This window comes from Actinacidiphila sp. bgisy160, from assembly GCF_057707815.1.
The window spans coordinates 19635-42406 of sequence record NZ_JBYIQW010000030.1 but is presented as its reverse complement, the minus strand read 5'-3'; the positions used below and the strand labels follow the sequence as shown (position 1 = coordinate 42406).

Here is a 22772-nt window from a genome sequence, read left to right as displayed (position 1 = left end):
GTCCCCGGTGGCCGGCCGGGCAGCCCCTACCCGGTAGGGGTAGCCGGAGGCAGGCTGGAGGGGAGCAGGAGGGATGCGTGTCATGGGTGCCCTCGATTTCGCCGTCGTGTTGTCCGCGGCCGTGCTCATCGCTGCCCTGGGCTGGTACTTCTTCAGGCCGCGTCGCGCCCACTCCGCGCGGATCGAGGACGGGGTACAGCGGGTGGAGGTGACCGTGCGGGGCGGCTACCGTCCCGACGTCATCCGGGTCCGCCAGGGAACCCCCGTAGAGGTGGTCTTCGATCGCCAGGAGTCGGGCGAATGCACGTCCCGGGTGGTCTTTCCCGAACTGAAGGTGGGAGCCGGGCTGCCCGCCCACACCCGCACCACCGTGCGGCTCAGCCCCGAGCGAGCCGGTTCGTACGACTTCACCTGCGTAATGAACATGATCCACGGCACGCTCCTGGTCGAACCGGGCGACAGCGCCGCACCGGCGCGGACCGGCCCCGACGGCGGGCACGCTGCCGCGGGGCCGCCGGGCACTGTCGTGCCGGGCAGGGCGGCCGAGGCGGAGGCCGCGGACGCCGCCGAGCGGCAGGCGGAGATCACCGACCTGACCCGCCGGGTCGCCGTCGGCGCGGTGCTCACCGTGCCGGTGCTGTTCGCCGTGATGGCGCACGAGGTGTTCGGCGCCGACTGGGTTCCCGGGTGGCTGCTGAACCACTGGCTGCAACTGGCGCTGATCACCCCGGTGATGGTCTACACCGGCCGGCCGATCCACGTGACCGGCTGGCTGACCCTGCGACACCGCAGCGCGGACATGAACAGCCTCATCACCTTGGGCACCACCGCCGCCTACGGCTACAGCCTTCTGGTCACCGTGGCCCCCGGCCTGCTGCCCAGTGAGCTGCGCGAGGTGTACTACGAGGCAGTCGGCGTCATCCTCACCCTGATCATGCTCGGCAGGCTCCTGGAAGCCCGGGCCAAGGCCGGCACCGGCGAGGCCATCCACGCCTTGCTGGGCCTGCGGGCCCGCACCGCGCGGGTGATCCGCGACGGCACCGAGACCGAGATCCCGGTCGATGACGTGGCGGTCGGTGACGAGGTGATCGTCCGGCCCGGGGAGAAGGTGCCCGTCGACTCCGTCGTGCTGTCCGGAGCCTCGGCCGTCGACGAGTCGATGGTCACCGGCGAGCCGATGCCCGTGACCAAGCGGGCCGGGGACACCGTGATCGGCGCGACCGTCAACGGCACCGGCTCCCTGCGTGTGCGGGCGGACAAGGTGGGGGCCGACACGATGCTGGCCCAGATCATCCGGCTCGTCCAGCAAGCACAGGCGTCCAAGGCACCCATCCAGCGCCTCGCCGACGCGGTGTCCGCGTACTTCGTGCCCGTCGTCATCGCCATCGCCATCGCCACCTTCGCGGTGTGGTTCACCCTCGGCCCCGCACCGGCATTGACCCTGGCCCTCGTCTCGGCGGTCGCGGTGCTGATCATCGCCTGCCCCTGTGCCCTCGGCCTGGCCACCCCCCTGTCGATCATGGTCGGCACCGGCAAGGGCGCCCAGGCAGGCATCCTCATCCGCTCCGCCGAAGCCCTGGAGACCGCTCACAAGCTGGACACCATCGTGCTGGACAAGACCGGCACCATCACCGCCGGCACCCCGGTACTGACCGACATCCGTCCGATGGACGGCTTCGACGAGCACTCGCTGCTGGAACTGGTGGCCGCCGCCGAGGCCGACAGCGAGCACCCGCTCGCAGGCGCGATCGTCACCAGGGCCCGCGAACACGGCCTCACCCCGCCCGCCGCAGCCGGGTTCGACTCGGTCACCGGCAAGGGCGTGCAGGCCACCGTGAACGGCCGCGCCGTGCTGGTCGGCACCGCCCGACTGCTCGGCGACGTCGGTATCGACACCGGCGATCTGTCCGCCGTTGCGGCCGGCTTCTCGGCAGAGGGCAAGACCCCGGTGCTGGCCGCTGTCGACGGCCGTCCCGCGGGCGTGCTGGCGGTCGCCGACACCGTCAAGGACGACTCCGCCGCCGCGATCGCCGCGCTCCGCCGCCTCGGCATCGAGGTGGTCGTGATCACCGGCGACAACGCCCGGACCGCCGCCGCGATCGCCGGCCAGGTCGGCGTGGCCCGGGTGCTGGCCGAGGTCCTGCCCGAGCACAAGGCCGACGAGATCCGCCGTCTGCAGGGCGAAGGCCGCACCGTGGGCATGGTCGGCGACGGCATCAACGACGCCCCGGCACTGGCCGCCGCCGACGTCGGCCTGGCCATCGGCACCGGCACCGACGTCGCCATCGAAGCCGCCGACATCACCCTCATCTCCGGCTCCCTGACCGGCGTCGTCACCGCGATCCGGCTCTCGCGCGCCACCATGCGCAACATCCGGCAGAACCTCTTCTTCGCCCTGATCTACAACGCCTTCGGCATCCCCGTCGCCGCGGGCGCGCTCTACCCGCTGTGGGGTATCCGCCTCAACCCGATCATCGCCGCCGCCGCCATGGCCCTCAGCTCGCTGTCGGTCGTCACCAACTCCTCCCGCCTGCGCCGCTGGCACACCACCCCACTGCCAGCCGCGCCCACAGTGGCCGTGCAGCCCCGGATCGAAGCCGCAGCGGACCCGGCTGACAAGGTCGAAGGGTAAGTCCGCGGTATCACCCGCATGGTTGGGGACGACCGCTACGCATCGATGTCCTCACCCAGAGCAGCGCCGCCACCCACCCTGCAGGAGGTCGCCCTCGCTCTCCTCGATGACCACATGAGGAACTGCGTCACCAACGCCGCCCGGTCCGACACTGCTTCCCAGGCGGCCACGTCGGCTGCTTGGCCGGGGGTCCTCACGGATGGGGGCCGGGCCGTCGGCCCGCCGGATCCTTCGATGAGCCCTACGCACGCGCGGAGATCGACGAGCAGGCTCACCGGCAGCGCAGGAGTATGTTGCCGTGAGCGGAGAGCCGATCAGCCGCCGCCGGGCGCTGGGTCTGCTCGGGTCGGGCGCAGCCGGTGCGGCAGGCTGGGCCATTGGCCTGGGGGCCCCGTCCAGCGACCGACTCAAGCCGGCCGCCCGCGGCCAGGGGCTGGCCGAGCCGCAGGTGCTGGCCAGCCGCGCCGGGCTGCTGGACGTGCGGCTCGTCGCCGCCCCAGGGGTACGGCTGGCAGGGCGGGACACCACGGGGTGGGGGTTCAATGGCACCTCACCGGGGCCGACCTTGCGGGTGCGGCCCGGGGACATGCTCCGCGTGCGGCTGGTCAACCACATCGACCAGCCCACCAACCTGCACACCCACGGCCTGCACGTATCCCCGTCGGGCAACAGCGACAACCCGTTCATCACCATCGAGCCCGGTGGCAGTCACGACTACACCATCAGGGTTCCGGTCGGGCATCCGGCGGGCACGTTCTGGTACCACCCGCACCACCACGGCACCGTCGCCGATCAGATCTTCGCCGGCCTGGTCGGGGCGCTGTTCGTCGACGGTGCCGAGGGCGAGGCGGACCTGCCGGTCAACGGTGACCGGCTGCTCATGGTTACCGACACCACCTTGGATGGGGCCGGCCGGGTCGCCTCGCCGACCATGATGGCCAGGATGACGGGCCGCGAGGGCAACCTGGTGCTGGTCAACGGCCAGCAGCAGCCCGTCATCACCGCCGCACCCGGGTCGCTGCAGCGGTGGCGGGTCATCAACGGCTGCGTTTCCCGGGTGCTGGCGCTACGGCTGGACGGCCACCGGCTCACCCAGGTCGCCCTGGACGGCGTGTTCCTGCCCTCACCGGTCGACCGGGACTGCGTGGTTCTGGCCCCCGGCAACCGCACCGACCTGCTCGTGCGCCCTACCGGCAGCGGCCGGCATGCGTTGGTCAGCGACCCCTACGACCGCGGCAGTCTCGGCATGATGGGCAGTCAACCGTCCACCAGCGGTCCCGTCATCCTGGCCACTCTCGCCACCGCCGGCCCGGCCACAACGACGCCCCCGGTGCCCGCGACCCTGCCGGCACCGTCCGTCCCGCGAGGCCCGGTGACCGGGAAACGCCGACTCACCTTCGCCATGGGCACGGGTCGGACAGGTATGGGTGGCATGCGTTTCACCATCGACGGACGTACTTACGACCCGGACCGAAACGACCAGAGCGTTGCCCTCGGCGCCGCCGAGGAGTGGACCGTTGTCAACACCAGCCCCATGGCTCACCCGTTCCACCTGCACGTTTGGCCCTTCCACGTACTTGCCGGCAGCGCCGGGATACCGCCGGCCGGCGTGCTACAGGACGTCGTCCTCGTCCCCGCACGGGGGTGGGTGCGCCTGCGGATCCCGTTCAACGACTTCGCCGGGCGCAGCGTATTTCACTGCCACATCCTCGACCATGAGGATCTGGGCATGATGGCCACCGTGAACGTGCGCGGCCGGTAGACCCCATGCACCCCCCGCTGACTTCGAATTGTGTTGTCTGTAGCGTGCGCCCCAGGAGGCGCGTGGGTCAGCCGGCTGCCCCGTATACCTCGGCGGTCGGGCGCCACCGTGGTGATCACCCTTCGGCCGCGGACGGTGGAGACTCATGGGCAGCGGCCGTTCTCTCGTGCTTCGTGACTCGACCTCTCGAAGGGTGGAGAACGGCCGCCCTCACTGCCCCGGGAAAAACCGCAGATCAGCAGGTCGAGTGACCTGTGAGGTTGACGTCGGGCTGAGAATCTGTGCCGGAAGTCGTGATCTGCTACGTTCTCACGGCGACCGGGTCGGTAGAGGTAGTTCAGCTCCCGCGGCTCACCTGAAACTCATCAGCTTCTCGCCGCAACCCACTTCGATTACCCCGACGTCCAACTCCATAACTGAAGGCTGCCGATCACCTGGAGAGCACGTGGCGACGAGGAACCAGACGACGGACGCGGCCAGGGAGAAGGACCGCGAAAAGTGGATGGCGCGTTTCCAGGTACGACTGGCGATGCAGCCGGGCGTGGACCGGGCAGTCGTAATCCAGGCGGTCGAGGATGTCACGGTGCACTGCGTGGACGCTGGAGAGCATCCGCGGACTGCCTTCGGAGACCCGGACGCCTACGCCGTGCAGGTCGCTGCGCGGCTGGTGCCGACGGATCGGGCGGCGCGCGCGAGGCGGCACAACGCCGTGATGGACGCGCTCGACTCCACACTTAAGCGTGTCGGGGAAATCGCCGATCTGTGACCGGTTTAAGATCCCGTTATCTATTGCACGCTTGGTCTGGTGATGTCGGGTCGCGCCAGGAGAAGGTGTTCTCGCCGGTGAGCCGCCGGCCATCACGACGAGGTCGATCATGTCCTTCGGACCTACCGGGGGAGTCTCCTCGTCGCGGGCCAGGCGACGGTCGAGCATCAGTCAGCCGGACGTCCGCTTGACCGTCCAGCGCTTCGACATGGGGGTGAATCCCTTGGCGCCGGGCGGGTTGGGCCATTTCGAGTTGCTGCCGAGGGGAGCGGTGCGCTCCACGAAGTGCTGGCGGTAGTCGTAGAAATAGCCGAGCATGTTGGTGCCGAGGGTGGAGTTCGAAGCCATCAGCCGTGGTCTGTGGTGGTCCGAGCCGTACCACGCCGGCGTTATCGATCAACAGGTCGATCACGGGGAATCGATCGGTCAGGGTCTTGGCACATGCGCCGACTGACGGTAGGGACGCCAGGTCCAGCTTGCACACTTCGGCCTTGGCGCCAGGGATCGCGTCACGGATCGTTGCTACGGCGCGTTGGCCGGCGTCAGGTCCGGGCCCATGATGCCGTCGCGGAGGCCGGGGAAGTTCTCGACCTCGGTGGTCTGCATCAGCGCGCCACGGCGGTGACCGAGCCCTCGAAGACCAGCGGCTTCGGCGAGGCGCGGGCGGCGTAGAGAGCGGCGGTGTAGCCGGCGGGGCCGGAGCCGATGGCGATGACCTCGCGGACCTGTCAGCTCATGCCTTCGGCTCCCGCGCGATCTCGGCGATCAGGCCCTCGATCCGGGCCTTGATCTCGTCACGGATCGGGCGGACGGCCTCGACGCCCTGGCCGGCCGGGTCCTCCAGGTCCCAGTCCAGGTAGCGCTTGCCGGGGAAGACCGGGCAGGTGTCGCCGCAGCCCATGGTGACGCACACGTCCGAGGCCTGGACGGCCTCGACGGTCAGCACCTTCGGGATCTCGGCGGAGATGTCGATGCCGACTTCCTTCATCGCCTCGACGACGGCCGGGTTGACCTGGTCGGCGGGGGCGGAGCCGGCCGAGCGGACCTCCACGCGGTCCCCGGCGAGGTGGGTGAGCCACGCGGCGGCCATCTGGGAGCGGCCGGCGTTGTGGACACAGACGAAGAGCACGGAGGGCTTGTCGGACATGGTGGTCTCTCTTGTCTACGGCGGGATGCCCGGGCTGGCATCAGCCCCGGCTGATGTGACAGTATCAGCCCATGCTGACGTCAGTCGACACTGATCTGATCCGGGTTCTGGCGGACCCGCTCAGGCTCCGGATCGTGAGCCTGCTCGCCCGCGAGACGCTGTGCACCACGCATCTCGTGGAGGAGACGGGCGCCCGTCAGACCAACCTCTCCAACCACCTGAAGGTGCTCAGAGAGGCCGGTGTCGTCGAGACCGAGCCCTGCGGCCGGTTCACCTACTACCGGCTGCGGCCGGAAGTCCTCGAGAGCCTGGCCGGGTCGTTCACCGATCTGGCCGCCACCGCCCGGGCCACCGCCGAGAACAACACCAAACGCGCCTGCCCCTGATCCCCGCCCCTCGCGCTTCGCCGACAGGAGTCCCGTTGAGCGCCACCGAGACCGCCCCCGAGATCACGGCGGAATCCGCCCCCGCCGTCGTCCCCGCGCCGCGCGTCCCGCTTACCCGCAAGGCCGCCGCCGAACTGGTCGGCACCGCCGCGCTGGTCGCCGTGGTGATCGGCTCCGGCATCCAGGCCACCGAGCTCAGCAAGGACGTCGGCGTCCAGCTGCTGGCCAACGCCATCGCCACCGTCTTCGGTCTGGGTGTGCTCATCGCCCTGCTGGGCCCGGTCTCCGGCGCGCACTTCAACCCGGTCGTCACCCTCGCCGAGTGGTGGACCTCCCGCCGCGAGGGCGGCGACGGCGTCACCGCCCGCGAAGCCGCCGCCTACATTCCGGCTCAGGTCGCCGGGGCGATCGCCGGCGCGGTCCTGGCCGATGCCATGTTCGCCGAGCCGCTGGTGAAGTGGTCCACGCACGACCGCTCGGCCGGGCACCTGCTGCTCGGCGAGGTCGTCGCCACCGCGGGCCTGGTGCTGCTGATCTTCGGACTGGCCCGCACCCGGCGACTGCACTTCGCGGCGGTCGCGGTCGCCTCCTACATCGGCGCCGCGTACTGGTTCACCTCCTCAACCTCCTTCGCGAACCCCGCGGTCACCATCGGCCGGGCCTTCTCCGACACCTTCGCCGGTATCGCTCCCGGCTCGGTGCCCGGCTTCATCGGCATGCAGATCGTCGGCGGCATCATCGGCCTGGCCCTGGTCGCGCTGATCTTCGCCCGCATAGAGAAGTGAACCGACCGACGCAGGTGGTGGTCATCGGCGCGGGCCAATCGGGCCTCGCCGTCGGCTATCACCTACGCCACATCGGCCTGGACTTCGTCATCCTCGACGCGCAAAACAGCCCCGGAGGGGCCGGGCGGCACGCCTGGGACTCCCTCCACCTGTTCTCTCCCGCCCCGTACTCCTCCCTTCCCGGTCGGCCGATGCCGCACCAGCCCGGCGCCATCCACCCGGACGCCGCCCATGTCGTGGCGTACCTGAGCGAGTACGAGAAGCGCTACGACCTGCCGGTCCAGCGCCCCGTACGAGGACGGGGCGCTGGACCGGCCCCGCCTCCGCCACCCTCATCGGTGTCGGACGTCCCGCCCGTGAGGCGGCACGCGAGATCGCCGCCCTGGTGCGCTCCACAAGCGCCTGAAGACGGCCATGGACGCGCGCAGGTCCCGCATGGAGGCTGCGGCCCTCGCAGACCCGACCCCCAAGGCCGCGTGACGTGTGTCGGCCGGCCCGGGAGGGCTTGGGTCACGCTGTTGCGGCACTGGACAGCAACTTGCCCATCGCGGCCAGCACGGACGGCTCGACGCGGTAGTAGACCCAGGTGCCGCGCCGCTCGGAGGTGAGCAGGCCGGCTTCCTTGAGCTTCTTCAGGTGGTGGGAGACGGTCGGCTGCGTGACGCCGACGTCGGAGATGTCGCAGACACAGGCCTCGCCGCCCTCGTGGGAGGCGACCGCGGAGAACAGGCGGAGCCGGACCGGGTCACCCAGCGCCTTGAACATCCGGGCGGCCACCTCCGCCTCCTCCACGTTCAGCGCGCGCTCGGTCAGCGGCGGGCAGCACGGTGCCACGGACTCGAGGTCTGGTACCGGCAGACCTTTGACTTTCGACATGCGTCTATGTTCACACACGTCGAACCATTCAGGTTCGGATGTCCTTCAGCGGCAGCGATCCGGGCGCCTGGTCAAGGGGCATGCGATGCGGGAGGTGCTGGTGGCGGGAGAGCCGTGCCGTCCCCTGCGTCCCAGATCTTTGCCGGGTTGCTCACGCCGGCGTACGCAACTGGGTGATCGCGCGCAGGGTGAGGACGAGGCGGCAGACGCTGACGGTGGCCGCGAAGTGCAGGAGGCCCTCAACCCTCGGTGCCGACAGCAAAAGGCCGGTGGGAGCGGCGACCGCGTACATCGCGAACCCGGAGAGGGTGAAGGCGGCGGCGAGCAGCAGGAAGGGCCTGCTGCGGGCGACGCCGCTCGAGTCGTGGCCGGTCTTCGAAGCGCCCGGGGGTGGGGCGGGTGGCCAGGGTCCGCGCAGGGCGAGGGCGTGGGCGGGGATGGTGACGGCGGCCAGGACCACGGTGAGGGCGGTGTAGGTGGCGCGCCAGGAAAGGTGTCCGGCCTGGGCCGCGGTGAGGGGTGCGAAGACGGTGGAGGCGAGGCCGCCGGCGAGGGTGACGGTGGTCAGAGCGCGGACGCGGTGCTCGCCCCACCAGCGGGTGAGGGCGGCGAAGCCGGGTTGGTAGAACGTCGCTGCCATGGCGATTCCGGCGAGCAGCCACCCCAGGCCGAACACGGCGAGGGTGGGGGCGGCGGCGATGGGGAGCAGGGCGAGCGTGGCCAGGGCGGAACCGGCGGTCATGACGGTGCGGGGCCGCGGGTGTCGAGGATGCGGCCGATGGGGATCCCGGCCAGGGCGGAGACGAGCAGCGCGGCGGAGAACGCCGCGGTGGTCGCGGCTTGGGACCAGCCGGTGTCTTTGGTGATCGCAGGGTTGAGGACCGGGAAGGCCTAGTAGGCCACGCCCCTGCTGGTGACTTGCGTCAGGCAGAGGGCGGGCAGCGCGGCGCGCGGCCGGGACCGGTCCTTTGCTCCGGTCCCGGCCGCGCGGGAGTTCACTTCCGTCACGGTGGTCAGCAGCACCCGCCGGCCGCCGCCGAGGCGGGTTCGGCCGGTGCGGTGTCGGTGGTGCAACAGGTGCCGGCCGGCTGCTGGGTCAGGTCGCCGGTATCGGCCTTGACGACGTAGACCTCCCAGGGCTCTTTGCCCGGGCCGTGGACCCAGACCTTGTCCTGCAGGGCATAGCAGCAGGTGGTGTCGTTCTCCTCGAAGGTGGCCAGGCCCGCCTGGAACAGGCGGGTGGTGGCGGCGGTGACCTCGTCGGTGGAGGCGACCTCCACGCCGAGGTGGTCCATGCGGGTGTCCTCGCCGGGCTCGCCCTGGAACAGGACGAGCTTGAGCGGGGGCTCGGCGATGGCGAAGTTGGCGTAGCCGTCGCGGAGCTTGGCGGGCTCGGCGGCGAACAGCTTGCTGTAGAAGGCGACGGCCGCGTCGAGGTCGGGGACGCGCAGAGCGAGCTGGAGCCGGGACATCGTCGTTCCTCCAGAGGGTGGGAAAGGGGGCCGGTTCCGGGGCCGGCTCACCGGCCCCGGAACCGGCACAAGGTCAGCAGCAGTTGCCGGAACCCGTGGTGCCGGCGACCGGGAGGGTCAGGGCGCCGGGCGCGATCTGGATCAGCTGCGGAGCAGGGGCCGAGCAGCAGCCGCCTGCGGTGTCCTGCTGCGTGTCGGGGGTGTCGAACAGGCCGGCCCCGCCGCACACGCCGGACTCCGGCAGCACCAGCTCGACCCGGTCGGCGGCCTCCAGGTCACCGGCGATGGCGGCGACCACGGAGCGGGCCTGCTCGTAGCCGGTCATGGCCAGGAACGTGGGGGCTCGGCCGTAGGACTTCATGCCGACCAGGTAGATGCCCTGTTCGGGGTGGGAGAGCTCCTTGCGGCCGTGCGGGTAGACGGTGCCGCAGGAGTGCACGTTGGGGTCGATCAGCGGCGCCAGCTCCACGGGGGCCTGCAAACGCTCGTCCAGGCCGAGACGGATCTCCGACAGGAACGACAGGTCGGGCCGGAACCCGGTCAGCACGATCACCTCGTCGACCGGCTCCAGCCGCCGCCCGTCGTCGGCGACCAGCACCAGGCGCCCGTCGCTGTCGCGTTCGATCGCCTCGGTGCGGAAGCCCGTGACGGCGTCGGCGTGGCCGGCGTCGACGGCGGCCTTGGCGGCCAGGCCGAGCGCGCCGCGGGCGGGCAGCTGGTCGGCGGTGCCCCCGCCGAAGGTGGAGCCGGAGATCCCGCGGCGCAGGATCCACACCGCGTGCGTGCCGCTGCTGTCCTCGGCCTTGGCCAGGTCGGCGAGCAGGGCGAGCGCGGTGAAGGCGGAGGCCCCGGAGCCGATCACAGCGGTGCGCCTGCCCGCGTAACGGGCCCGCACGGCGGGGTCCTTCAGGTCCGGGACGCGGTAGGTGATGCGGTCGGCCGCGGCCTTCTCACCCAGCGCGGGCAGACCGTTGCCGCCGGCCGGGCTGGGCGTGGTCCAGGTGCCGGAGGCGTCGATCACGGCGCGCGCCACCACGCGCTCCTCGCGGCCGTCGGCGTACCTCACGTGCAGCACGAACGGCTGGGTGTCGCGGTCGGCGTCGACGATGCGGTCACGCCCGGCGCGGGAGACACCGGTGACGGTGGCGCCGTAGCGGATCCTCTCGCCGAGGACGCCGGCCAGGGGCTCCAGGTACTGAGCGGCCCAGTCACCGCCGGTGGGGTAGGAGGCGGCGTCGGGCGCGGTCCATCCGGTGGGCGCGAGCAGCTTCTCGGCGGCCTCGTCGGTGAGCTCGGACCAGGTGGAGAACAGCCGCACGTGCGACCACTGGCGCAGCGCGGTGCCCGCCCCCGGTCCGGCCTCCAGGACGAGGGGAAGGAGACCGCGCTCCACCAGGTGGGCGGCGGCGGCCAGACCGATGGGTCCGGCCCCGATGACGGCGATGGGCAGCTCGGCAGTAGCGGGCGGGGTCACGGAGCGCTCCTCGGTTTCGATGTGTGTCTATGCCCCTCAGCATGGACCCTGAATAGATATTCGTCAACATAGAGATACGTCGAATCAGTGAGAAGGGAATCCCTCCTCCCTCGTGGGGTCGGAAAGTGATGAGATGAGGGGAGATGAAGAAGTGCGTCTCATTTGACTCCGGCGTTCTGGACATCACCGCGTCGCTGGAGTGCTGCCAGCCGCTGGGGCGAGAAGAACACTCCGCTCCAGGGTCGCCGCCCAATCCGGCGGGGAGGCCTGCGTCTGCGACATCCAGGACGTCGGCGTCTCGCAGCCCACCGTCAGCCACCCACCTGCGCAAACTGCGCGAGGCCGGATTCCTGGTGTCCGAGCGGCGGGCCGGCTGGGGTGTACTACCGGGTGGCGCCCGGCGTTCTCCCCAGACTCGCGGGCCTGCTGTCACCGGCAGCCTGAACCCTTAACAGGAGCACGCGGCGCACACAACACGGCCAGAAGCCAGCGGGAGCGGCCTGGAAGCACTCCTCGGTGCTCCAGCGGATACCGGCAACACGGACCAGCTCGGAGTGTCTGTGCGATGTAGGCTCCCGCATCAGGCGGTGAATCCTCCATCGACGTTGATCGTTGCTCCGGTTATGTACTGACCGTCGGAACTTGCCAGATGGGCGACGGTGGCGGCGATCTCGGCCGCTTCCGCATAACGGCCCAGGGCCGTGAAGCCGGCGATGGTGCCGGCGTTGGGACCGTGAGCTGGGTTGGCGTCGGTGTCGGTGGGACCCGGGTGCACCAGATTGACGGTGATCCCACGGGGGCCGAGTTCCCGGGCCAGGCCCTTGGTCATGCCGACGAGGGCGGTCTTGCTCATCGAGTACAGCGCCATCCCGGGGAAGACCGCGCGTTCGGCCATATTGCTGCCGATGCTGATGATGCGGCCCCCTTCGCCCATGTGACGTACCGCCGCCTGGGATGTCACGAACGGCGCCCGGACGTTCACCGTCAGGGTGCGGTCGATCTCTGCTGGCCCTACGTCCTCAAGTGGGCCGACGAGGAAGACTCCGGCGTTGTTGACCAGGATGTCCAGCGCGCCAAATGTCGCGACGGTTTCGTTGACTGCAGCGGTCAGGGCCTCAGGGGCCGCGCTGTCGGCCTGGACGGCCAGCGCCCGGCGGCCGATGGCCTTGATCTGCTCCACGACGTCGGTGGCGCACGTCGCGTTGCTTTCGTAGGTCAGGGCGACGTCGGCACCTTCTTCAGCCAGACGGAGTGCCACAGCAGCGCCGATGCCCCGGCTTCCGCCGGTCACCAAGGTCACGTTTCCTTCGAGTCGGTTCATGACGTTGAGCATCGCGGGATCCGGCCTTGCACGCTGGCGGGAATCCGACCTCGCTTTTCAGGACCGGGGGAGCTACCTCGTCCTCATCACGAAGTCGCACTGGAGTACCAAGGCCAGAACCAGGACGGGCACGAGTATGTGCATGCCAGATCCTTCGGGGTTGGCAATTTGGTGGTACCCGGGCCTGACGGTACGGGCGTTGGCCGAGCTGTTCCTCCTTACGGGGTGTAGGTGGGCCAGACGTGGCCGAACGCGTCCAGGTGGGCGTAGTGCTCCTTGCCCTCCTGGGTGGTGTGCATGGCGCCGTCGGCGAAGTGGAGCTTCTCGGCGGCAAGGCCGGGCAGGACCGCGCCGAGACAGACGCGGACCGGGTCGGCGGACGGGTTGTGCGGGTACAGCACCGCGCGGGACCGGTCGCGTCAAGGACACGGGCCATGGCGGCGTCGGTGGGCTCGCGCGCCTTCACGGTGGCCGCGTGGTCGCCGACGTGACCGACGACGCCGATGGTGGCGAGGTTGGCGAACACCAGATCGGCATCGGTGCGGGCCAGGGCCTTCGGCACCGCTTCGGTGACCCGGCTGAAGTTTCATCTGCGCTCTGCTCAGGTAGGCGGGCGCCTGATCCCCGGTGACCCGCACGTGCTCCTCGGCATTCCGGACGGTGCTGTCCCTCCCGTTGACGTAATAGGTGACGTGCTCGAACTTCTCCGCCTCGGCGATGCGGACACTGCGCAGCCAGCCCGCCGTGGCCAGTTCGTCCCCCAGCCCGCTGGAGGCATCCGCACGCCTGCCCGGAGCTGGACGAACAGGTCGGCTCCGCCCCACATGCCGGTGGCGGGGAGGGGGGCTCGGCGTGTGCGGCGGCCCCGATGTCGCCGGACAAGGCAGCGGCGATGGAGGGGGTCTGTTCATAGCGGTCACGGCGAGGGCGGTCGGGGCCCGCCACCGCTCGTCCGGGCCGAGCCGGATCTCCGACAGGTACGACAGGTCGGGACGGAACCCGGTCGGCGCGATGACCTCGCCCGCGGGTTCCCGGCGGCGTCCGTTCTTGGTGACCAGGGCGTGACCAGGGCCAAGTTGACCTGTTCGACGTGCGCAGGGCTCCGCCGACTCAACCGTGGGGGAGCGGAGTCATCGGTGGAGGGCGGCGAGGGTGTTGTCGAGATCGGCTGCGGCGGTGCGTGGGCGGTTGTAGGGGAGCCTGCCGAGCAGGTTGCCCATGGCGCAGGTGTTGGTGGCGGCGGAGAAGACCAGCCCGGCGCCGACGGCGGCGGAGAACCAGCGGGCGCCGGGCAGGGCGAGGTCGGCGAGCAGGCCGATGAGGACGAGGGAGCCGGCGGCCATGCGGACCTGGCGGTCCATGGCCCAGGTGGCGCGGCCGCCGGCGGGTCGTTCGAGGGGATTGCCGTCCTGGGCCCAGGCGGTGGTGCCGCCGATGAGGGTGGCGGCGGGGATGCCGGCGGTGGCGAGCTGGTCGCAGGCGGTGGCCGAGCGGGCGCCGGAGGCGCACACCAGGGCGAGTTCGCCGCGGTCGGCGGCGGCGCGCAGTGCGGGCAGGGCGCGCTGGAGCTGGTCGAGGGGGATGTTGTGGGCGCCGGGGATGTGACCGGAGGCGTACTCGCCGGGGGAGCGGACGTCGATGACGGTGAGCTGGCCGAGGCGGGGCTGGAGCTGTGCGGTGGTCAGGGGGGTGGGGGTCATGGGAGGGGTTCCTTTCGCGTGGTGCTGTTCGGTGTGGGGGTTCAGGTGAGGGCGTCGAGGAGCATCAGGGCAGCCACCGCGAGCAGGGCGATGGCGAAGATCTTCCGGAGGGTGGCGCCGGAGAGTTTGTCGGCGAGGCGTTTGCCGTCCCATGCGCCCAGGATCGCGGCGGCCGTGAACGGGCCGACGACGGCCCAGTCCAGGCTTCCGGTGCTGCCCAGGCGGGGGGCGAGGGCGGCGGCGCCGTTGGCGGAGATGACCAACAGGCTGGTGCCGACGGCCTCGGCCATCGGCAGCGCGAGCACGGAGACCAGGGCGGGGACGGCGAGGAATCCGCCGCCGACGCCCAGTAGCCCGGTCACGGCGCCGAGGCCGGCACCGGTGGCCGCCGACCGGCCGGGACCTGCTGGCCGCACGGGGCCGCTGCTGCGCCGTGGGGTGAGCATGCGCCAGGCGGCGACGGCGGCCAGCAGGGCGAACGCGGCGGTGAGCACGGCGCCGGGAATGGCCGAGGACAGGGCGCCGGTGGCTGCGGCGGCGGGCAGTCCGGCCGCCGCGAACAGGGCTCCGGTGCGCCAGCGGACCCGTCCGGCCCGGGCGTGGGCGATCAGTCCGGTGAGTGAGGTGACGGTGACGATGACCAGGCTTGCGGTGGTGGCCTGCGCGGGGGTGAAGCCGAGCAGGTAGATCAGGGCCGGGACGGCGAGCATGCTGCCGCCGCCACCGAGCCCGCCCAGTGCCAGGCCGACCACGGCTCCGGCGACCAGGGCGAGGACGAGCAGGGTCATATGACCTGCCCGTCGTGACCAGTGCCGGTGCGGACCGGCAGGCCGGCGGCGGACCAGGCCCGCATGCCGCCGGTGACGTCGAGGGCGTGGACGCCCCGGGCTGCCAGCAGTTCGGCGGCCTTGCGTGACCGGTTCCCGGAGCGGCACACGGCCAGCACGGGAAGGTCCCCGACGCTGTCGGGGAGGGGGGCTCCGGCGGCGACGGCGGCCAGGGTCTGCCACACGGCGCCGGGAGCGTGTCCGGCGGCGTATTCGTCGGCCTCGCGGACGTCGAGCAGCACCGCCTGTCCGGTGCGCACGCGCTGGTGCGCTTCGGTGACGGTGAGTTCCGCGGGAGCGGGGTTGCGGGAGAAGAGCGGCATGGTCGTCCTGCGTTCGGTGTTGATGGGAGCGGCCGGGACCCGGCGGTCAGCCGGTGGCCAGGCCGATCTCGCGGGCGGTGTCGAAGGAGTCGTCGACGGCCACGACGTCGCGGCCGGCCGCGTCGAGCAGGGAGGCGGCGATCGCGGCGCGCATGCCGCCCGCGCAGTGCACCCACACCGTGCCGGCCGGAACCCCGTGCAGGCGCTGGTGCAGTTCGTGGAGGGGGATGTGCACCGAGCCGTCGATGCGGGCGCCGGCCCGCTCGGAGTCGCGGCGGACATCCAGGACCACGACCCGCTCGGTCTCGTCCCCGGTCTCGGCCGCCTCGCGTGCCTTGGCCAGGGCGGGGAAGTCGGCGCGGCGGAAGGAACGCAGGTCGGTGGAGTCCGCCACCCACTGGCCGGGGTTACCGGTGGCCGCCGCAGCGGGGCGGTCGATGCCGACCTGGACCAGCTCACGCTGGGCCGCGGCGATCTGCTCGGGGCTCTCGGCGAGCAGGGTGACCGGCTTGCCCCACGGGATCAGCCAGGCCAGGTAGGTGGCCAGCTGCCCCTGGAGCTCGAAGTTCAGGGAACCGGCGACGTGCCCTTCGGCGAAGGCCACACGGTTGCGCAGGTCCACCACCCACTCGCCGGCGGCCAGCCGCGCGGCGATCTCCGACGCGTCCGCCCGCTTCGGCGCGGTCAGGTCGACCGGGGCGGGACCGGCGGCATTGGTCGGACCCATATGGGTGTAGTAGGCGGGGATCGCGTCCAGCCCGGCCAGCAGATCAGCGACGAAGGAGTCCACATCCTTGACCAGGGCGTCGTTACGGACCCTCTCGGCGCCGATGGTGCTGGCCTCGCCCTCGGCCTGGGCGGACGAACAGAAGGAACCGAACCCGTGGGTGGGCAGCACCCGCACCTCGTCGGGCAGTTGTGCCAGCCGGTGCGCCGATGCGTGCTGGGCCCGGGCGAGCTGCTCGGTGAGCCGGGGCTCGACCAGGTCCGGCCGCCCCACCGTGCCGATCAGCAGCGACCCGCCGGTGAACGCGGCCACCGGAGTCCCGCCGTCCTCCAGGACGTAGGAGGTGTGGTGCGGGGTGTGACCGGGTGTCGCGACCGCCCGCAGCGCCAGACCCTCGTCGATGACAGCGGTGTCCCCGTCGGCCACCGGCACCCGGTTGAAGGAGACGTGCGCCCCGGCCGGTACCAGGTAGGCCGCACCGGTGATCCGGGCCAGCTCCAGGCCCCCGGTGACGTAGTCGTTGTGGATGTGGCTCTCCACGACGTGCGTGATCCACACTCCCCTTCGCGCCGCGGCTGCGACGACCCGCTCGATGTCACGCGGAGGATCGACCGCCACGGCGCGTGTCGTTCCTCCCGCGAGATAGCTGCGGTTTCCCAGCCCCTCGACCGCGAGCGTCTCCACGAAGTACATGTCCGACTCCTCTCTGTAATACCCCCAGGGGTATCTCTTTCAAGAGAAGCATATACCCCCGCCCGTATCTGTCGAGCATTGGCCGGCCCCCGGACGTCCTGCCTGAGCCAGGCGGCTTGACGGTCGAAGCCTCTGGTGGGCATACCCATCGGGGTATGATGAGCCGTTGCTCGTGAAGGAGGCATCCGATGCAGGTGGACCAGGAAGCGACAGCCGCGGTGCTCAACCGCTTGCGCCGGGCTCAAGGACAGCTGGCCGGGGTGATCGCCATGATCGAGGCCGGCCGGGACTGCAAGGATGTCGTCACGCAGCTCGCCGCGGTCTCCCGTGCCCTGGACCGGGCCGGCTTCAAGATCGTGGCCAGCGGCATGCGCCAGTGCATGGCCGCCGCGGACGATCAGGCGCCCCCCATGAGCGAGCAGGAACTGGAGAAGCTCTTCCTCGCCCTGGCGTGACCCGGGGGCCGCTCACGGCTCCGGCTCGATGTCCAAATCGGGTGGCGCGCACAGCGTGTCGTGGATGGCTCTGTGAAGCCACGGCCACAAGCGCGGCCCGCCGTTGTGCAGGAACTCCGGGTGATCGTGACCCGGATGCTCGCGATGCGGGCCGGGCGGCTGGTGGACATGGAGCAGTCGCTGCGGAGGGACTGCCCCTGCGGTCCAGGCAAGACGTTCGAGGTGTCGGCCTGCGGAGAAGCCGCCGCGGTGGTCACAAAGGCGACAAGGCTCCGTCGGAGAGGTCGCGCTGTCACACGCGGTCTGTGTCAGGGGATGCCGGGTGACGGCGCGAGGATGTGCCTGATCTCGCCGTCAATGCTGCGCATGACGCCGGCCACTGCAATGGTGCCGTGGGTCTTGGTGATGTTTCTCGCCCGGGGACGACGCGGTCGACACGCCCGGCGGGACGGTCAACCACCTACTTCACGTCTGCTTCACGGCGGCCCTGTTGCTGGGCTGGGCTGGGCTGGTTCGCAGAAATCCAGATCGGCGCCCTCGCCTTACGTCCTGGACGCGCTGGCGCTTTGCCATAGCCGCCACGTCGACACTGACGTCGCCCGGCTCCGCGCCAGCGGCTTCGACGTTCGCGACCTCGACGTGCCCGCCTGCCCATTCGAGCGGCACGACCTCAGCAGGCTCGGCCGGTCCCGGAGCGGTGGCCTGCTGAGCGTCGGTTCGAGTGTGGCTTCCCGGTCGGGTGATCTCCCGGTCGGGTATGCGTGACAGCAGGGTCTCCTGTGGAACTCGTGGTTGTCGAGACCAACGAGCGCCAGGAGGCCCTGTTGTCGCAGTAGTACGCCCCCGCGTCGGCCGGGTCCGACTCGGCTCCTTGGTCGTGTGATTGTCTCGCGCGTGTCTACGGCAACGGTGCGGCGTTATCGGTGGGACCTGACGGACACTGATCGGGCAGTGGTGCAGGACGTGCTGCCGGTGCCGGGTTGGCTGGAGGGTCGGGGCGGCCGGCCAAAGGGTTACCGCCGCCGGCAGGTTGACCTTGCCCGCAGCGTGCTGCGGATCGCCCCGACCGTGGTCAGAAGCAGCGACGACACCAGCGGATTCATCGTGCTGCCCAAAAGGTGGCTGGGGGAGCGCAGGTTCGCGTGGCTGATGGGCGCCCGCCGCCTGACTTGGAGGCGCGCACCGACAGTGCGGAGGCGGTGATCTACTGGTCGATGAGCATCCCCGGCCTCGTGTCGGTCAGCCAGCTCCGCGCGACCAGACGACACCATGTCTGACCAGTGGAAGCGCAGCAATCAGCTACGGAAAGGCAACGGCTTCCCAGTCGCCAGGTCATCTGGCCGGGCGAACTGACGTGGTGGCGCAGCTGTCCGGAAGATGCCGGCTGAAGGCGGGCGCAAGGCCACTTGAGGAGCTCGCCCGCCAGGTTTCTGCAGCCCGGTGTCGAGCGGGAGACGGTTGGCGATGTGCTGCTGGTGCTGCACTTGAACGGTGAGAACGCCGTGAACCGCGGGCGCGTTCCCACAGTGATCGCCGGATCGGCCGCTTTGAGGATGCGTGCAGGGGGTGGCCCGGTGACGCTGGTGTCATGCCGGAGGAACGCCGCACTCGTACCAGTACAGCCATCAAGGGCGCGCGCGCCGGCGGTAGCTCAGGGGACGCCGATCGGGAAGCGGTCCCAGAGGTCGGGCCTGAGAAGGCCGCCCGCACCGCCTGCGACTGGCTGCAGAGCTTCATCGTCCATCGCATCGAAAGCGTGTGCGCCGTGCGGCGCACCGAAGACGGTTGGTGCGTCGCCGTCGATGTGCTGGAAGTGCCTCGCATCCCCGATACGACCAGCCTGCTGGCCACATACGAGGTGGAACTCGACGGAGCCGGGCGGCCTGCCGAGTACCGCAGGGTCTGCCGCTACCACAGAGGCACCGCCAACCACTGAACAGCCTGCCGGCGCCCACCGGAAGCCTGCCGAGAGGACCACCTGGACCATGGCCACGACCACCACTTACTCCAGCAGTGAGGTCGTGTACGTACCGCGTGCCGGGACGCTGTACGACACGCTCGAACTCATCCTGGACCGCGGCATGGTCATCGACGTCTTCGTCCGGGTCTCCTTGGTCGGCATCGAGATCCTGAAGATAGACGCGCGCATCGTGGTCGCCAGCGTGGACACGTATTTGAAGTTCGCCGAGGCGTGCAACCGACTGGACCTGGAGGCTACCTCGCGTAGCACCACAATCCCCGAGTTGCTGGGCGGGTCGGCAGCCAAGGCCATGGGGAAACGCAAGGTGAAAAAGACCATTGAGTCGGTGGGCGAGAAACTGCGCGACGTCGTCGGCGGCTCCGATGAGAGCGACGAGGAAGGCGAGCCGGAGGCGCGGCCGCGGCGCCGCACCGCCCCGGCGAAGACCGAGAAGGGACGCCGCAGGCGGGAGAGTGAGCAGTGACCGCGCCTGGGCCATACGTGTACGGCATCATCGCCTTCGACCACCCTCTGCCGGCGGAATTGCGTGGGGTGGGCACACCGCCTGCAGCCCCGGAATTGCTGCCCGTGGGCGAGACCGCGGCCGTGATCAGTGCCGCACCCGTCCCTCTGCGTGCGCGGCGGCGGGACTTGTTGGCCCACCAGGAAGTGCTGCTCACGCTGGCCATCGACGGACCGGTGCTGCCGATGCGCTTCGGAATGCTGGCTCCGAACGCCGAGTCGCTCCACGAGCAACTGGAAGCCGGCCAGGAGCAGAATCTCCGCGCGCTCGAACGGCTGAGGGACCGCGTGGAAATGAACGTCAAGGCACTGCCCGCCACCGGCGCGCTCGCAGCGCTGGTCGCCGAGGAACCCCGGATTCGGCAGTTGCGTGAGGACGCACACCGCTGCCCGGGGTATGAGGCGAGCGTGCGCCTGGGCGAGGCGGTGGTCCGCACCCTGGCGCACCGAGCGGTTGACGCCGCAAAGGAGATCGTGCCGGAACTAGCGGCGCTGGCAGTCGCCCGCTCTCACGGGCCGCAGGTCGCCGGCACCGTCATGAACACATCGTTCCTTGTCGCCCGGCAGGACATCCCGGCCTTCCGGGCGACTGCCGACCACCTGTCCGTCAGGTACCAGGGCCGGGTCGAGCTGCGCGTGGCCGGGCCGCTGCCCTGCTACAGCTTCACCGAGCCCGAGGGCGCCACTGCCGCCGCAGCAGGGACAGGGGCCTGACATGGGGTTGCTCACCGCACTGCTCAGCGCGCCGCTGGCCCCCGTCAAAGGGGTGGTCTGGGTCGCCGACCAGCTTGCCGAAGCCGCCGACCGCGAGGTCAACGACCCGGCAGTGATCCGCGCCCAACTGGCCGCGCTGAACCAGGCGCTGGAGGACGGCGAGATCGACCTGGCTCGTTTCGAGCGGGAAGAGGACCGGCTGCTCGACCGGCTGGAAGCGAGCACGGGCCCGGGGGTGACCCAGTGACCGAGGTCGACTACCGGCGAGCCGGCCCGCTCCCCGGCCCCTCCACCAGCAATCTCGCCGACATCCTGGAGCGCGTGCTGGACAAGGGCATCGTCATCGCCGGCGACATCAAAATCGACCTTTTGGACATCGAGCTGCTCACCATCCGGCTTCGCTTGTTCGTCGCTTCCGTCGACACCGCGAAGAAGGCAGGCATCGACTGGTGGGAGACCGATCCAGCGCTCTCCTCCCGCGCCGCGCGCCAAGAGTTGACAGAGGAGAACCGGCGACTGCGCGAGCAACTCGCTGCACCCCAGTCCTCGCGGGACGCCGGGGGGCCTGGGGACGGTACGGCCGCCCCGGAAGCGAACGAAGACATCGAGCAGGGCCGGCCGAGCGAACGAGCCCGACGAGCCGAGGAGCGACCGGTGCCATGACGCAGCCCGTCCCCGCAGTGCCGCCCGCCACGGCGGCGGCCTACGTCTTCGCCGTCTGCCGCCACGTGGACGAGGATGTCCTCTCCAGGTTGCCGGGGATCACCACCGCCCCCGTGCGGGCGCTGCCATTCGAGCAGTTGCACGCCGTCGTACAAGAGGTGCCGGTGGCCGAAGCCGACGGCCGCTCCTGGACCGAGCGACTATCCGACCCCCATGAGCTGGAGCGATGCGCCCGCGCCCACCACGAGGTGGTGACGGCCGTCGCCGCCCACGGGCCTGCTGCGCCGATGGCACTGGCGACTCTCTACAGCAGCGAGGAACGCGCCCGGCAGGCACTCAGCGCCGACGTGGCACGCTTCCACGCTGTGCTGGACCGCGTCGAAGGCCGGGCCGAGTGGGGCGTCAAGGTGTATGCATCAGCAGCGACAGACGCGGACCGCACCGCCGTCCCTACTCGAGTGCCGACCGGGTCGCCGACGTCCGGTGCCGGACGCGCCTACCTTGAGCGGGTGCGAGGTACACACCGGGCACGAGAAGAAGGCCGGCGCGCCGCGCTGCAAGCCGCCGAGGAAGCGGACGCCGTGCTCCGAGGCGTGGCCGCGGCGGCACGCCGGCTCAGGCTCCAGGACCAACAATCAACCGAACGCCACAGCGCCCAGGTCCTCAACGGCGCCTATCTGGTGGACGAGGGCCAGACGGCACGTTTCACGGAAGCGGTGATCACGCTGCGGCAGCGCACCGAAGCACTGATCGAACTGTCTGGCCCATGGGTGCCCTATTCCTTCGCAGGAGAGGACGGTGCTCATGGCGATCGCTGAACCCGTCCCGTGGCAGGAACCCGAGCCCCTTGAAGGGCCGATCGGTGTACCACTGGTGGATCTGCTGGACCGGCTCCTGGCCACGGGAGTGGTGATCAGCGGGGACGTGGTGATCGCCATTGCTGACGTGCCGCTGGTACGACTGTCGCTGCACGCCCTCCTGTCATCCGTGAACGAGAGGGTTCCCGCTCCCTGGGCGGACTTGGGGTCACTATGACGGGCTCCCGAGTCGATGTGGACCCCGACACCGTCGGACGCGACCTGCTGGCCTTGGTGCTGACCGTCGTCGAGCTGCTCCGACAACTGATGGAACGCCAGGCGATCCGCAGGGTGGAGCAGGGCGACCTGGACGATGAACAGGTCGAGCGCATCGGGCTGACGCTCATGATGCTGGAGCGGCGGATGACCGAGCTATGCGACCAGCACGGACTGCGGCCGGAGGACCTCAATCTGGATCTCGGGCCGCTGGGAACCCTGCTGCCGCGCAACTGACTCTCTACGGGACACAGCCAAGGGGGGACTTGATTCGCTTCGACGGACACATCGGACTTGATTCGCTTCGACGGACACATCGTGGTGGAGAGCAGGGCCTGGGGGAGAAGAAGCCGCGTCCTCGCCCCTCGTGCACTCCGGGCCTGTGCTAATGAACTTGGCCGCTGGAGCCACCGACGCGCCGCGGTCGGATTCACCTCGATGCCATCGCTCCAGGACAGACCTCCAGCCACGACAGGTAGCCGCCTTGCGGGAGG

The 22772-nt window shown here is 70.4% G+C and carries 25 protein-coding genes and 5 pseudogenes; 16 read left to right on the top strand and 14 right to left on the bottom strand.

What is annotated here, in order from left to right; all coding sequences use genetic code 11:
• The first annotated feature begins 82 nt into the window (after nt 1-82).
• The 3 genes from AC3EUJ_RS22860 (at nt 83) to AC3EUJ_RS22850 (ending at nt 5160) form a co-directional block, all read left to right on the top strand.
• Entirely contained in the window at nt 83-2632 is a 2550-nt protein-coding gene (locus AC3EUJ_RS22860; RefSeq protein WP_431964200.1) for a heavy metal translocating P-type ATPase, read from the top strand.
• 298 nt (nt 2633-2930) lie between these two features.
• Nucleotides 2931-4394: a multicopper oxidase family protein gene (locus tag AC3EUJ_RS22855; RefSeq protein WP_431964198.1), complete on the top strand. Its 1464-nt coding sequence runs from the start codon at nt 2931-2933 to the stop codon at nt 4392-4394.
• 445 nt (nt 4395-4839) lie between these two features.
• Nucleotides 4840-5160 carry a hypothetical protein gene (locus AC3EUJ_RS22850; RefSeq protein ID WP_431964196.1) on the top strand — a complete coding sequence of 107 codons (321 nt, stop codon included), beginning with the start codon at nt 4840-4842 and terminating at the stop codon, nt 5158-5160.
• 171 nt (nt 5161-5331) lie between these two features.
• Here the strand turns inward: AC3EUJ_RS22850 and AC3EUJ_RS22845 are convergent, their stop codons facing one another.
• The 3 genes and pseudogenes from AC3EUJ_RS22845 to AC3EUJ_RS22835 all read right to left on the bottom strand — a co-directional run bounded on the left by AC3EUJ_RS22845 (nt 5332) and on the right by AC3EUJ_RS22835 (nt 6307).
• Nucleotides 5332-5508 carry a hypothetical protein gene (locus AC3EUJ_RS22845; RefSeq protein WP_431964194.1) on the bottom strand — a complete coding sequence of 59 codons (177 nt, stop codon included), beginning with the start codon at nt 5506-5508 and terminating at the stop codon, nt 5332-5334.
• A gap of 195 nt (nt 5509-5703) precedes the next feature.
• Nucleotides 5704-5873, bottom strand: a pseudogene (locus AC3EUJ_RS22840) (thioredoxin-disulfide reductase); the annotation flags it as partial.
• Nucleotides 5874-5893: 20 nt separating this feature from the next.
• Nucleotides 5894-6307 carry an arsenate reductase ArsC gene (locus AC3EUJ_RS22835; RefSeq protein ID WP_431964192.1) on the bottom strand — a complete coding sequence of 138 codons (414 nt, stop codon included), beginning with the start codon at nt 6305-6307 and terminating at the stop codon, nt 5894-5896.
• A gap of 71 nt (nt 6308-6378) precedes the next feature.
• Between AC3EUJ_RS22835 and AC3EUJ_RS22830 the strand changes: the two genes are divergently transcribed.
• The 3 genes and pseudogenes from AC3EUJ_RS22830 to AC3EUJ_RS22820 all read left to right on the top strand — a co-directional run.
• Nucleotides 6379-6693, top strand: coding sequence for an ArsR/SmtB family transcription factor (locus tag AC3EUJ_RS22830; RefSeq protein ID WP_431964190.1), 315 nt, complete (start codon nt 6379-6381; stop codon nt 6691-6693).
• Nucleotides 6694-6728: 35 nt separating this feature from the next.
• Nucleotides 6729-7478, top strand: a complete 750-nt coding sequence (locus AC3EUJ_RS22825) for an aquaporin (RefSeq protein WP_431964188.1) — start codon at nt 6729-6731, stop codon at nt 7476-7478.
• Nucleotides 7475-7774, top strand: a pseudogene (locus AC3EUJ_RS22820) (FAD-dependent oxidoreductase); the annotation flags it as partial. The gene AC3EUJ_RS22825 and the pseudogene AC3EUJ_RS22820, both read left to right, overlap by 4 nt.
• 214 nt (nt 7775-7988) lie before the next feature.
• Here the strand turns inward: AC3EUJ_RS22820 and AC3EUJ_RS22815 are convergent.
• The 4 genes and pseudogenes from AC3EUJ_RS22815 to AC3EUJ_RS22800 form a co-directional block, all read right to left on the bottom strand.
• The gene (locus tag AC3EUJ_RS22815) at nt 7989-8354 is read right to left on the bottom strand and encodes an ArsR/SmtB family transcription factor (protein ID WP_431964186.1); all 366 of its coding nucleotides are present in this window, start codon (nt 8352-8354) and stop codon (nt 7989-7991) included.
• Between the two features lie 256 nt (nt 8355-8610).
• Nucleotides 8611-9362: pseudogene (locus AC3EUJ_RS22810) on the bottom strand (MFS transporter); the annotation flags it as partial.
• Between the two features lie 5 nt (nt 9363-9367).
• Nucleotides 9368-9826 carry an ArsI/CadI family heavy metal resistance metalloenzyme gene (locus tag AC3EUJ_RS22805; RefSeq protein ID WP_431964184.1) on the bottom strand — a complete coding sequence of 153 codons (459 nt, stop codon included), beginning with the start codon at nt 9824-9826 and terminating at the stop codon, nt 9368-9370.
• Between the two features lie 73 nt (nt 9827-9899).
• The gene (locus AC3EUJ_RS22800; protein WP_431964182.1) at nt 9900-11300 is read right to left on the bottom strand and encodes an NAD(P)-binding domain-containing protein; all 1401 of its coding nucleotides are present in this window, start codon (nt 11298-11300) and stop codon (nt 9900-9902) included.
• A 220-nt stretch (nt 11301-11520) separates the two neighbouring features.
• Here AC3EUJ_RS22800 and AC3EUJ_RS22795 point away from each other — a divergent pair.
• A pseudogene (locus AC3EUJ_RS22795) lies at nt 11521-11744 on the top strand (helix-turn-helix domain-containing protein); the annotation flags it as partial.
• Between the two features lie 136 nt (nt 11745-11880).
• Here AC3EUJ_RS22795 and AC3EUJ_RS22790 read toward each other — a convergent pair.
• The 7 genes and pseudogenes from AC3EUJ_RS22790 to AC3EUJ_RS22760 form a co-directional block, all read right to left on the bottom strand.
• Nucleotides 11881-12621: an SDR family NAD(P)-dependent oxidoreductase gene (locus tag AC3EUJ_RS22790; RefSeq protein WP_431964180.1), complete on the bottom strand. Its 741-nt coding sequence runs from the start codon at nt 12619-12621 to the stop codon at nt 11881-11883.
• Nucleotides 12622-12839: 218 nt separating this feature from the next.
• Nucleotides 12840-13022, bottom strand: a complete 183-nt coding sequence (locus tag AC3EUJ_RS22785) for a hypothetical protein (protein WP_431964294.1) — start codon at nt 13020-13022, stop codon at nt 12840-12842.
• A gap of 71 nt (nt 13023-13093) precedes the next feature.
• Nucleotides 13094-13147, bottom strand: a pseudogene (locus AC3EUJ_RS22780) (hypothetical protein); the annotation flags it as partial.
• A gap of 604 nt (nt 13148-13751) precedes the next feature.
• Entirely contained in the window at nt 13752-14321 is a 570-nt protein-coding gene (locus AC3EUJ_RS22775) for a rhodanese-like domain-containing protein (protein WP_431964178.1), read from the bottom strand.
• Nucleotides 14322-14362: 41 nt separating this feature from the next.
• Nucleotides 14363-15109, bottom strand: coding sequence for a sulfite exporter TauE/SafE family protein (locus AC3EUJ_RS22770; protein ID WP_431964176.1), 747 nt, complete (start codon nt 15107-15109; stop codon nt 14363-14365).
• The gene (locus tag AC3EUJ_RS22765; protein ID WP_431964174.1) at nt 15106-15471 is read right to left on the bottom strand and encodes a rhodanese-like domain-containing protein; all 366 of its coding nucleotides are present in this window, start codon (nt 15469-15471) and stop codon (nt 15106-15108) included. Before AC3EUJ_RS22765 ends, AC3EUJ_RS22770 begins: the two co-directional genes overlap by 4 nt.
• A gap of 46 nt (nt 15472-15517) precedes the next feature.
• Nucleotides 15518-16891 (bottom strand): MBL fold metallo-hydrolase, encoded by a 1374-nt coding sequence (locus tag AC3EUJ_RS22760; protein WP_431964172.1) that lies wholly within the window; start codon nt 16889-16891, stop codon nt 15518-15520.
• Between the two features lie 188 nt (nt 16892-17079).
• Here AC3EUJ_RS22760 and AC3EUJ_RS22755 point away from each other — a divergent pair, with 188 nt between their 5' ends.
• The 9 genes from AC3EUJ_RS22755 (at nt 17080) to AC3EUJ_RS22715 (ending at nt 22515) form a co-directional block, all read left to right on the top strand.
• Nucleotides 17080-17346 carry a metal-sensitive transcriptional regulator gene (locus AC3EUJ_RS22755; RefSeq protein ID WP_431964170.1) on the top strand — a complete coding sequence of 89 codons (267 nt, stop codon included), beginning with the start codon at nt 17080-17082 and terminating at the stop codon, nt 17344-17346.
• A gap of 1588 nt (nt 17347-18934) precedes the next feature.
• Complete coding sequence (locus tag AC3EUJ_RS22750) at nt 18935-19282, top strand: gas vesicle protein GvpO (protein ID WP_431964168.1); 348 nt, start codon at nt 18935-18937, stop codon at nt 19280-19282.
• A 49-nt stretch (nt 19283-19331) separates the two neighbouring features.
• On the top strand, nt 19332-19790 hold the full coding sequence (locus tag AC3EUJ_RS22745; RefSeq protein WP_431964166.1) for a gas vesicle structural protein GvpA: 459 nt from the start codon (nt 19332-19334) through the stop codon (nt 19788-19790).
• A 17-nt stretch (nt 19791-19807) separates the two neighbouring features.
• Entirely contained in the window at nt 19808-20542 is a 735-nt protein-coding gene (locus AC3EUJ_RS22740) for a GvpL/GvpF family gas vesicle protein (protein ID WP_431964164.1), read from the top strand.
• 1 nt (nt 20543) lies between these two features.
• Nucleotides 20544-20789 carry a gas vesicle protein GvpG gene (locus AC3EUJ_RS22735; RefSeq protein WP_431964162.1) on the top strand — a complete coding sequence of 82 codons (246 nt, stop codon included), beginning with the start codon at nt 20544-20546 and terminating at the stop codon, nt 20787-20789.
• The gene (locus AC3EUJ_RS22730) at nt 20786-21205 is read left to right on the top strand and encodes a gas vesicle protein (RefSeq protein WP_431964160.1); all 420 of its coding nucleotides are present in this window, start codon (nt 20786-20788) and stop codon (nt 21203-21205) included. Before AC3EUJ_RS22735 ends, AC3EUJ_RS22730 begins: the two co-directional genes overlap by 4 nt.
• Entirely contained in the window at nt 21202-22023 is an 822-nt protein-coding gene (locus AC3EUJ_RS22725; protein WP_431964158.1) for a GvpL/GvpF family gas vesicle protein, read from the top strand. The genes AC3EUJ_RS22730 and AC3EUJ_RS22725 overlap by 4 nt, the downstream gene beginning before the upstream one ends.
• On the top strand, nt 22010-22240 hold the full coding sequence (locus tag AC3EUJ_RS22720; protein WP_431964156.1) for a gas vesicle protein: 231 nt from the start codon (nt 22010-22012) through the stop codon (nt 22238-22240). Before AC3EUJ_RS22725 ends, AC3EUJ_RS22720 begins: the two co-directional genes overlap by 14 nt.
• Nucleotides 22237-22515, top strand: coding sequence for a gas vesicle protein K (locus AC3EUJ_RS22715; RefSeq protein ID WP_431964154.1), 279 nt, complete (start codon nt 22237-22239; stop codon nt 22513-22515). The genes AC3EUJ_RS22720 and AC3EUJ_RS22715 overlap by 4 nt, the downstream gene beginning before the upstream one ends.
• The last annotated feature ends 257 nt before the right edge of the window (nt 22516-22772 follow it).

What these genes read in the sequence shown, in the direction of transcription:
- AC3EUJ_RS22790 (WP_431964180.1), bottom strand. Translation starts at nt 12,621, where the DNA reads ATGAACCGACTCGAAGGAAACGTGACCTTGGTGACCGGCGGAAGCCGG.
- AC3EUJ_RS22775 (WP_431964178.1), bottom strand. Translation starts at nt 14,321, where the DNA reads ATGACCCCCACCCCCCTGACCACCGCACAGCTCCAGCCCCGCCTCGGC.
- AC3EUJ_RS22830 (WP_431964190.1), top strand. Translation starts at nt 6,379, where the DNA reads ATGCTGACGTCAGTCGACACTGATCTGATCCGGGTTCTGGCGGACCCG.
- AC3EUJ_RS22750 (WP_431964168.1), top strand. Translation starts at nt 18,935, where the DNA reads ATGCCGGAGGAACGCCGCACTCGTACCAGTACAGCCATCAAGGGCGCG.
- AC3EUJ_RS22715 (WP_431964154.1), top strand. Translation starts at nt 22,237, where the DNA reads ATGACGGGCTCCCGAGTCGATGTGGACCCCGACACCGTCGGACGCGAC.
- AC3EUJ_RS22755 (WP_431964170.1), top strand. Translation starts at nt 17,080, where the DNA reads ATGCAGGTGGACCAGGAAGCGACAGCCGCGGTGCTCAACCGCTTGCGC.
- AC3EUJ_RS22860 (WP_431964200.1), top strand. Translation starts at nt 83, where the DNA reads ATGGGTGCCCTCGATTTCGCCGTCGTGTTGTCCGCGGCCGTGCTCATC.
- AC3EUJ_RS22760 (WP_431964172.1), bottom strand. Translation starts at nt 16,891, where the DNA reads ATGTACTTCGTGGAGACGCTCGCGGTCGAGGGGCTGGGAAACCGCAGC.
- AC3EUJ_RS22735 (WP_431964162.1), top strand. Translation starts at nt 20,544, where the DNA reads ATGGGGTTGCTCACCGCACTGCTCAGCGCGCCGCTGGCCCCCGTCAAA.
- AC3EUJ_RS22805 (WP_431964184.1), bottom strand. Translation starts at nt 9,826, where the DNA reads ATGTCCCGGCTCCAGCTCGCTCTGCGCGTCCCCGACCTCGACGCGGCC.
- AC3EUJ_RS22815 (WP_431964186.1), bottom strand. Translation starts at nt 8,354, where the DNA reads ATGTCGAAAGTCAAAGGTCTGCCGGTACCAGACCTCGAGTCCGTGGCA.
- AC3EUJ_RS22845 (WP_431964194.1), bottom strand. Translation starts at nt 5,508, where the DNA reads ATGGCTTCGAACTCCACCCTCGGCACCAACATGCTCGGCTATTTCTAC.
- AC3EUJ_RS22725 (WP_431964158.1), top strand. Translation starts at nt 21,202, where the DNA reads ATGACGCAGCCCGTCCCCGCAGTGCCGCCCGCCACGGCGGCGGCCTAC.
- AC3EUJ_RS22745 (WP_431964166.1), top strand. Translation starts at nt 19,332, where the DNA reads ATGGCCACGACCACCACTTACTCCAGCAGTGAGGTCGTGTACGTACCG.
- AC3EUJ_RS22765 (WP_431964174.1), bottom strand. Translation starts at nt 15,471, where the DNA reads ATGCCGCTCTTCTCCCGCAACCCCGCTCCCGCGGAACTCACCGTCACC.
- AC3EUJ_RS22720 (WP_431964156.1), top strand. Translation starts at nt 22,010, where the DNA reads ATGGCGATCGCTGAACCCGTCCCGTGGCAGGAACCCGAGCCCCTTGAA.
- AC3EUJ_RS22770 (WP_431964176.1), bottom strand. Translation starts at nt 15,109, where the DNA reads ATGACCCTGCTCGTCCTCGCCCTGGTCGCCGGAGCCGTGGTCGGCCTG.
- AC3EUJ_RS22835 (WP_431964192.1), bottom strand. Translation starts at nt 6,307, where the DNA reads ATGTCCGACAAGCCCTCCGTGCTCTTCGTCTGTGTCCACAACGCCGGC.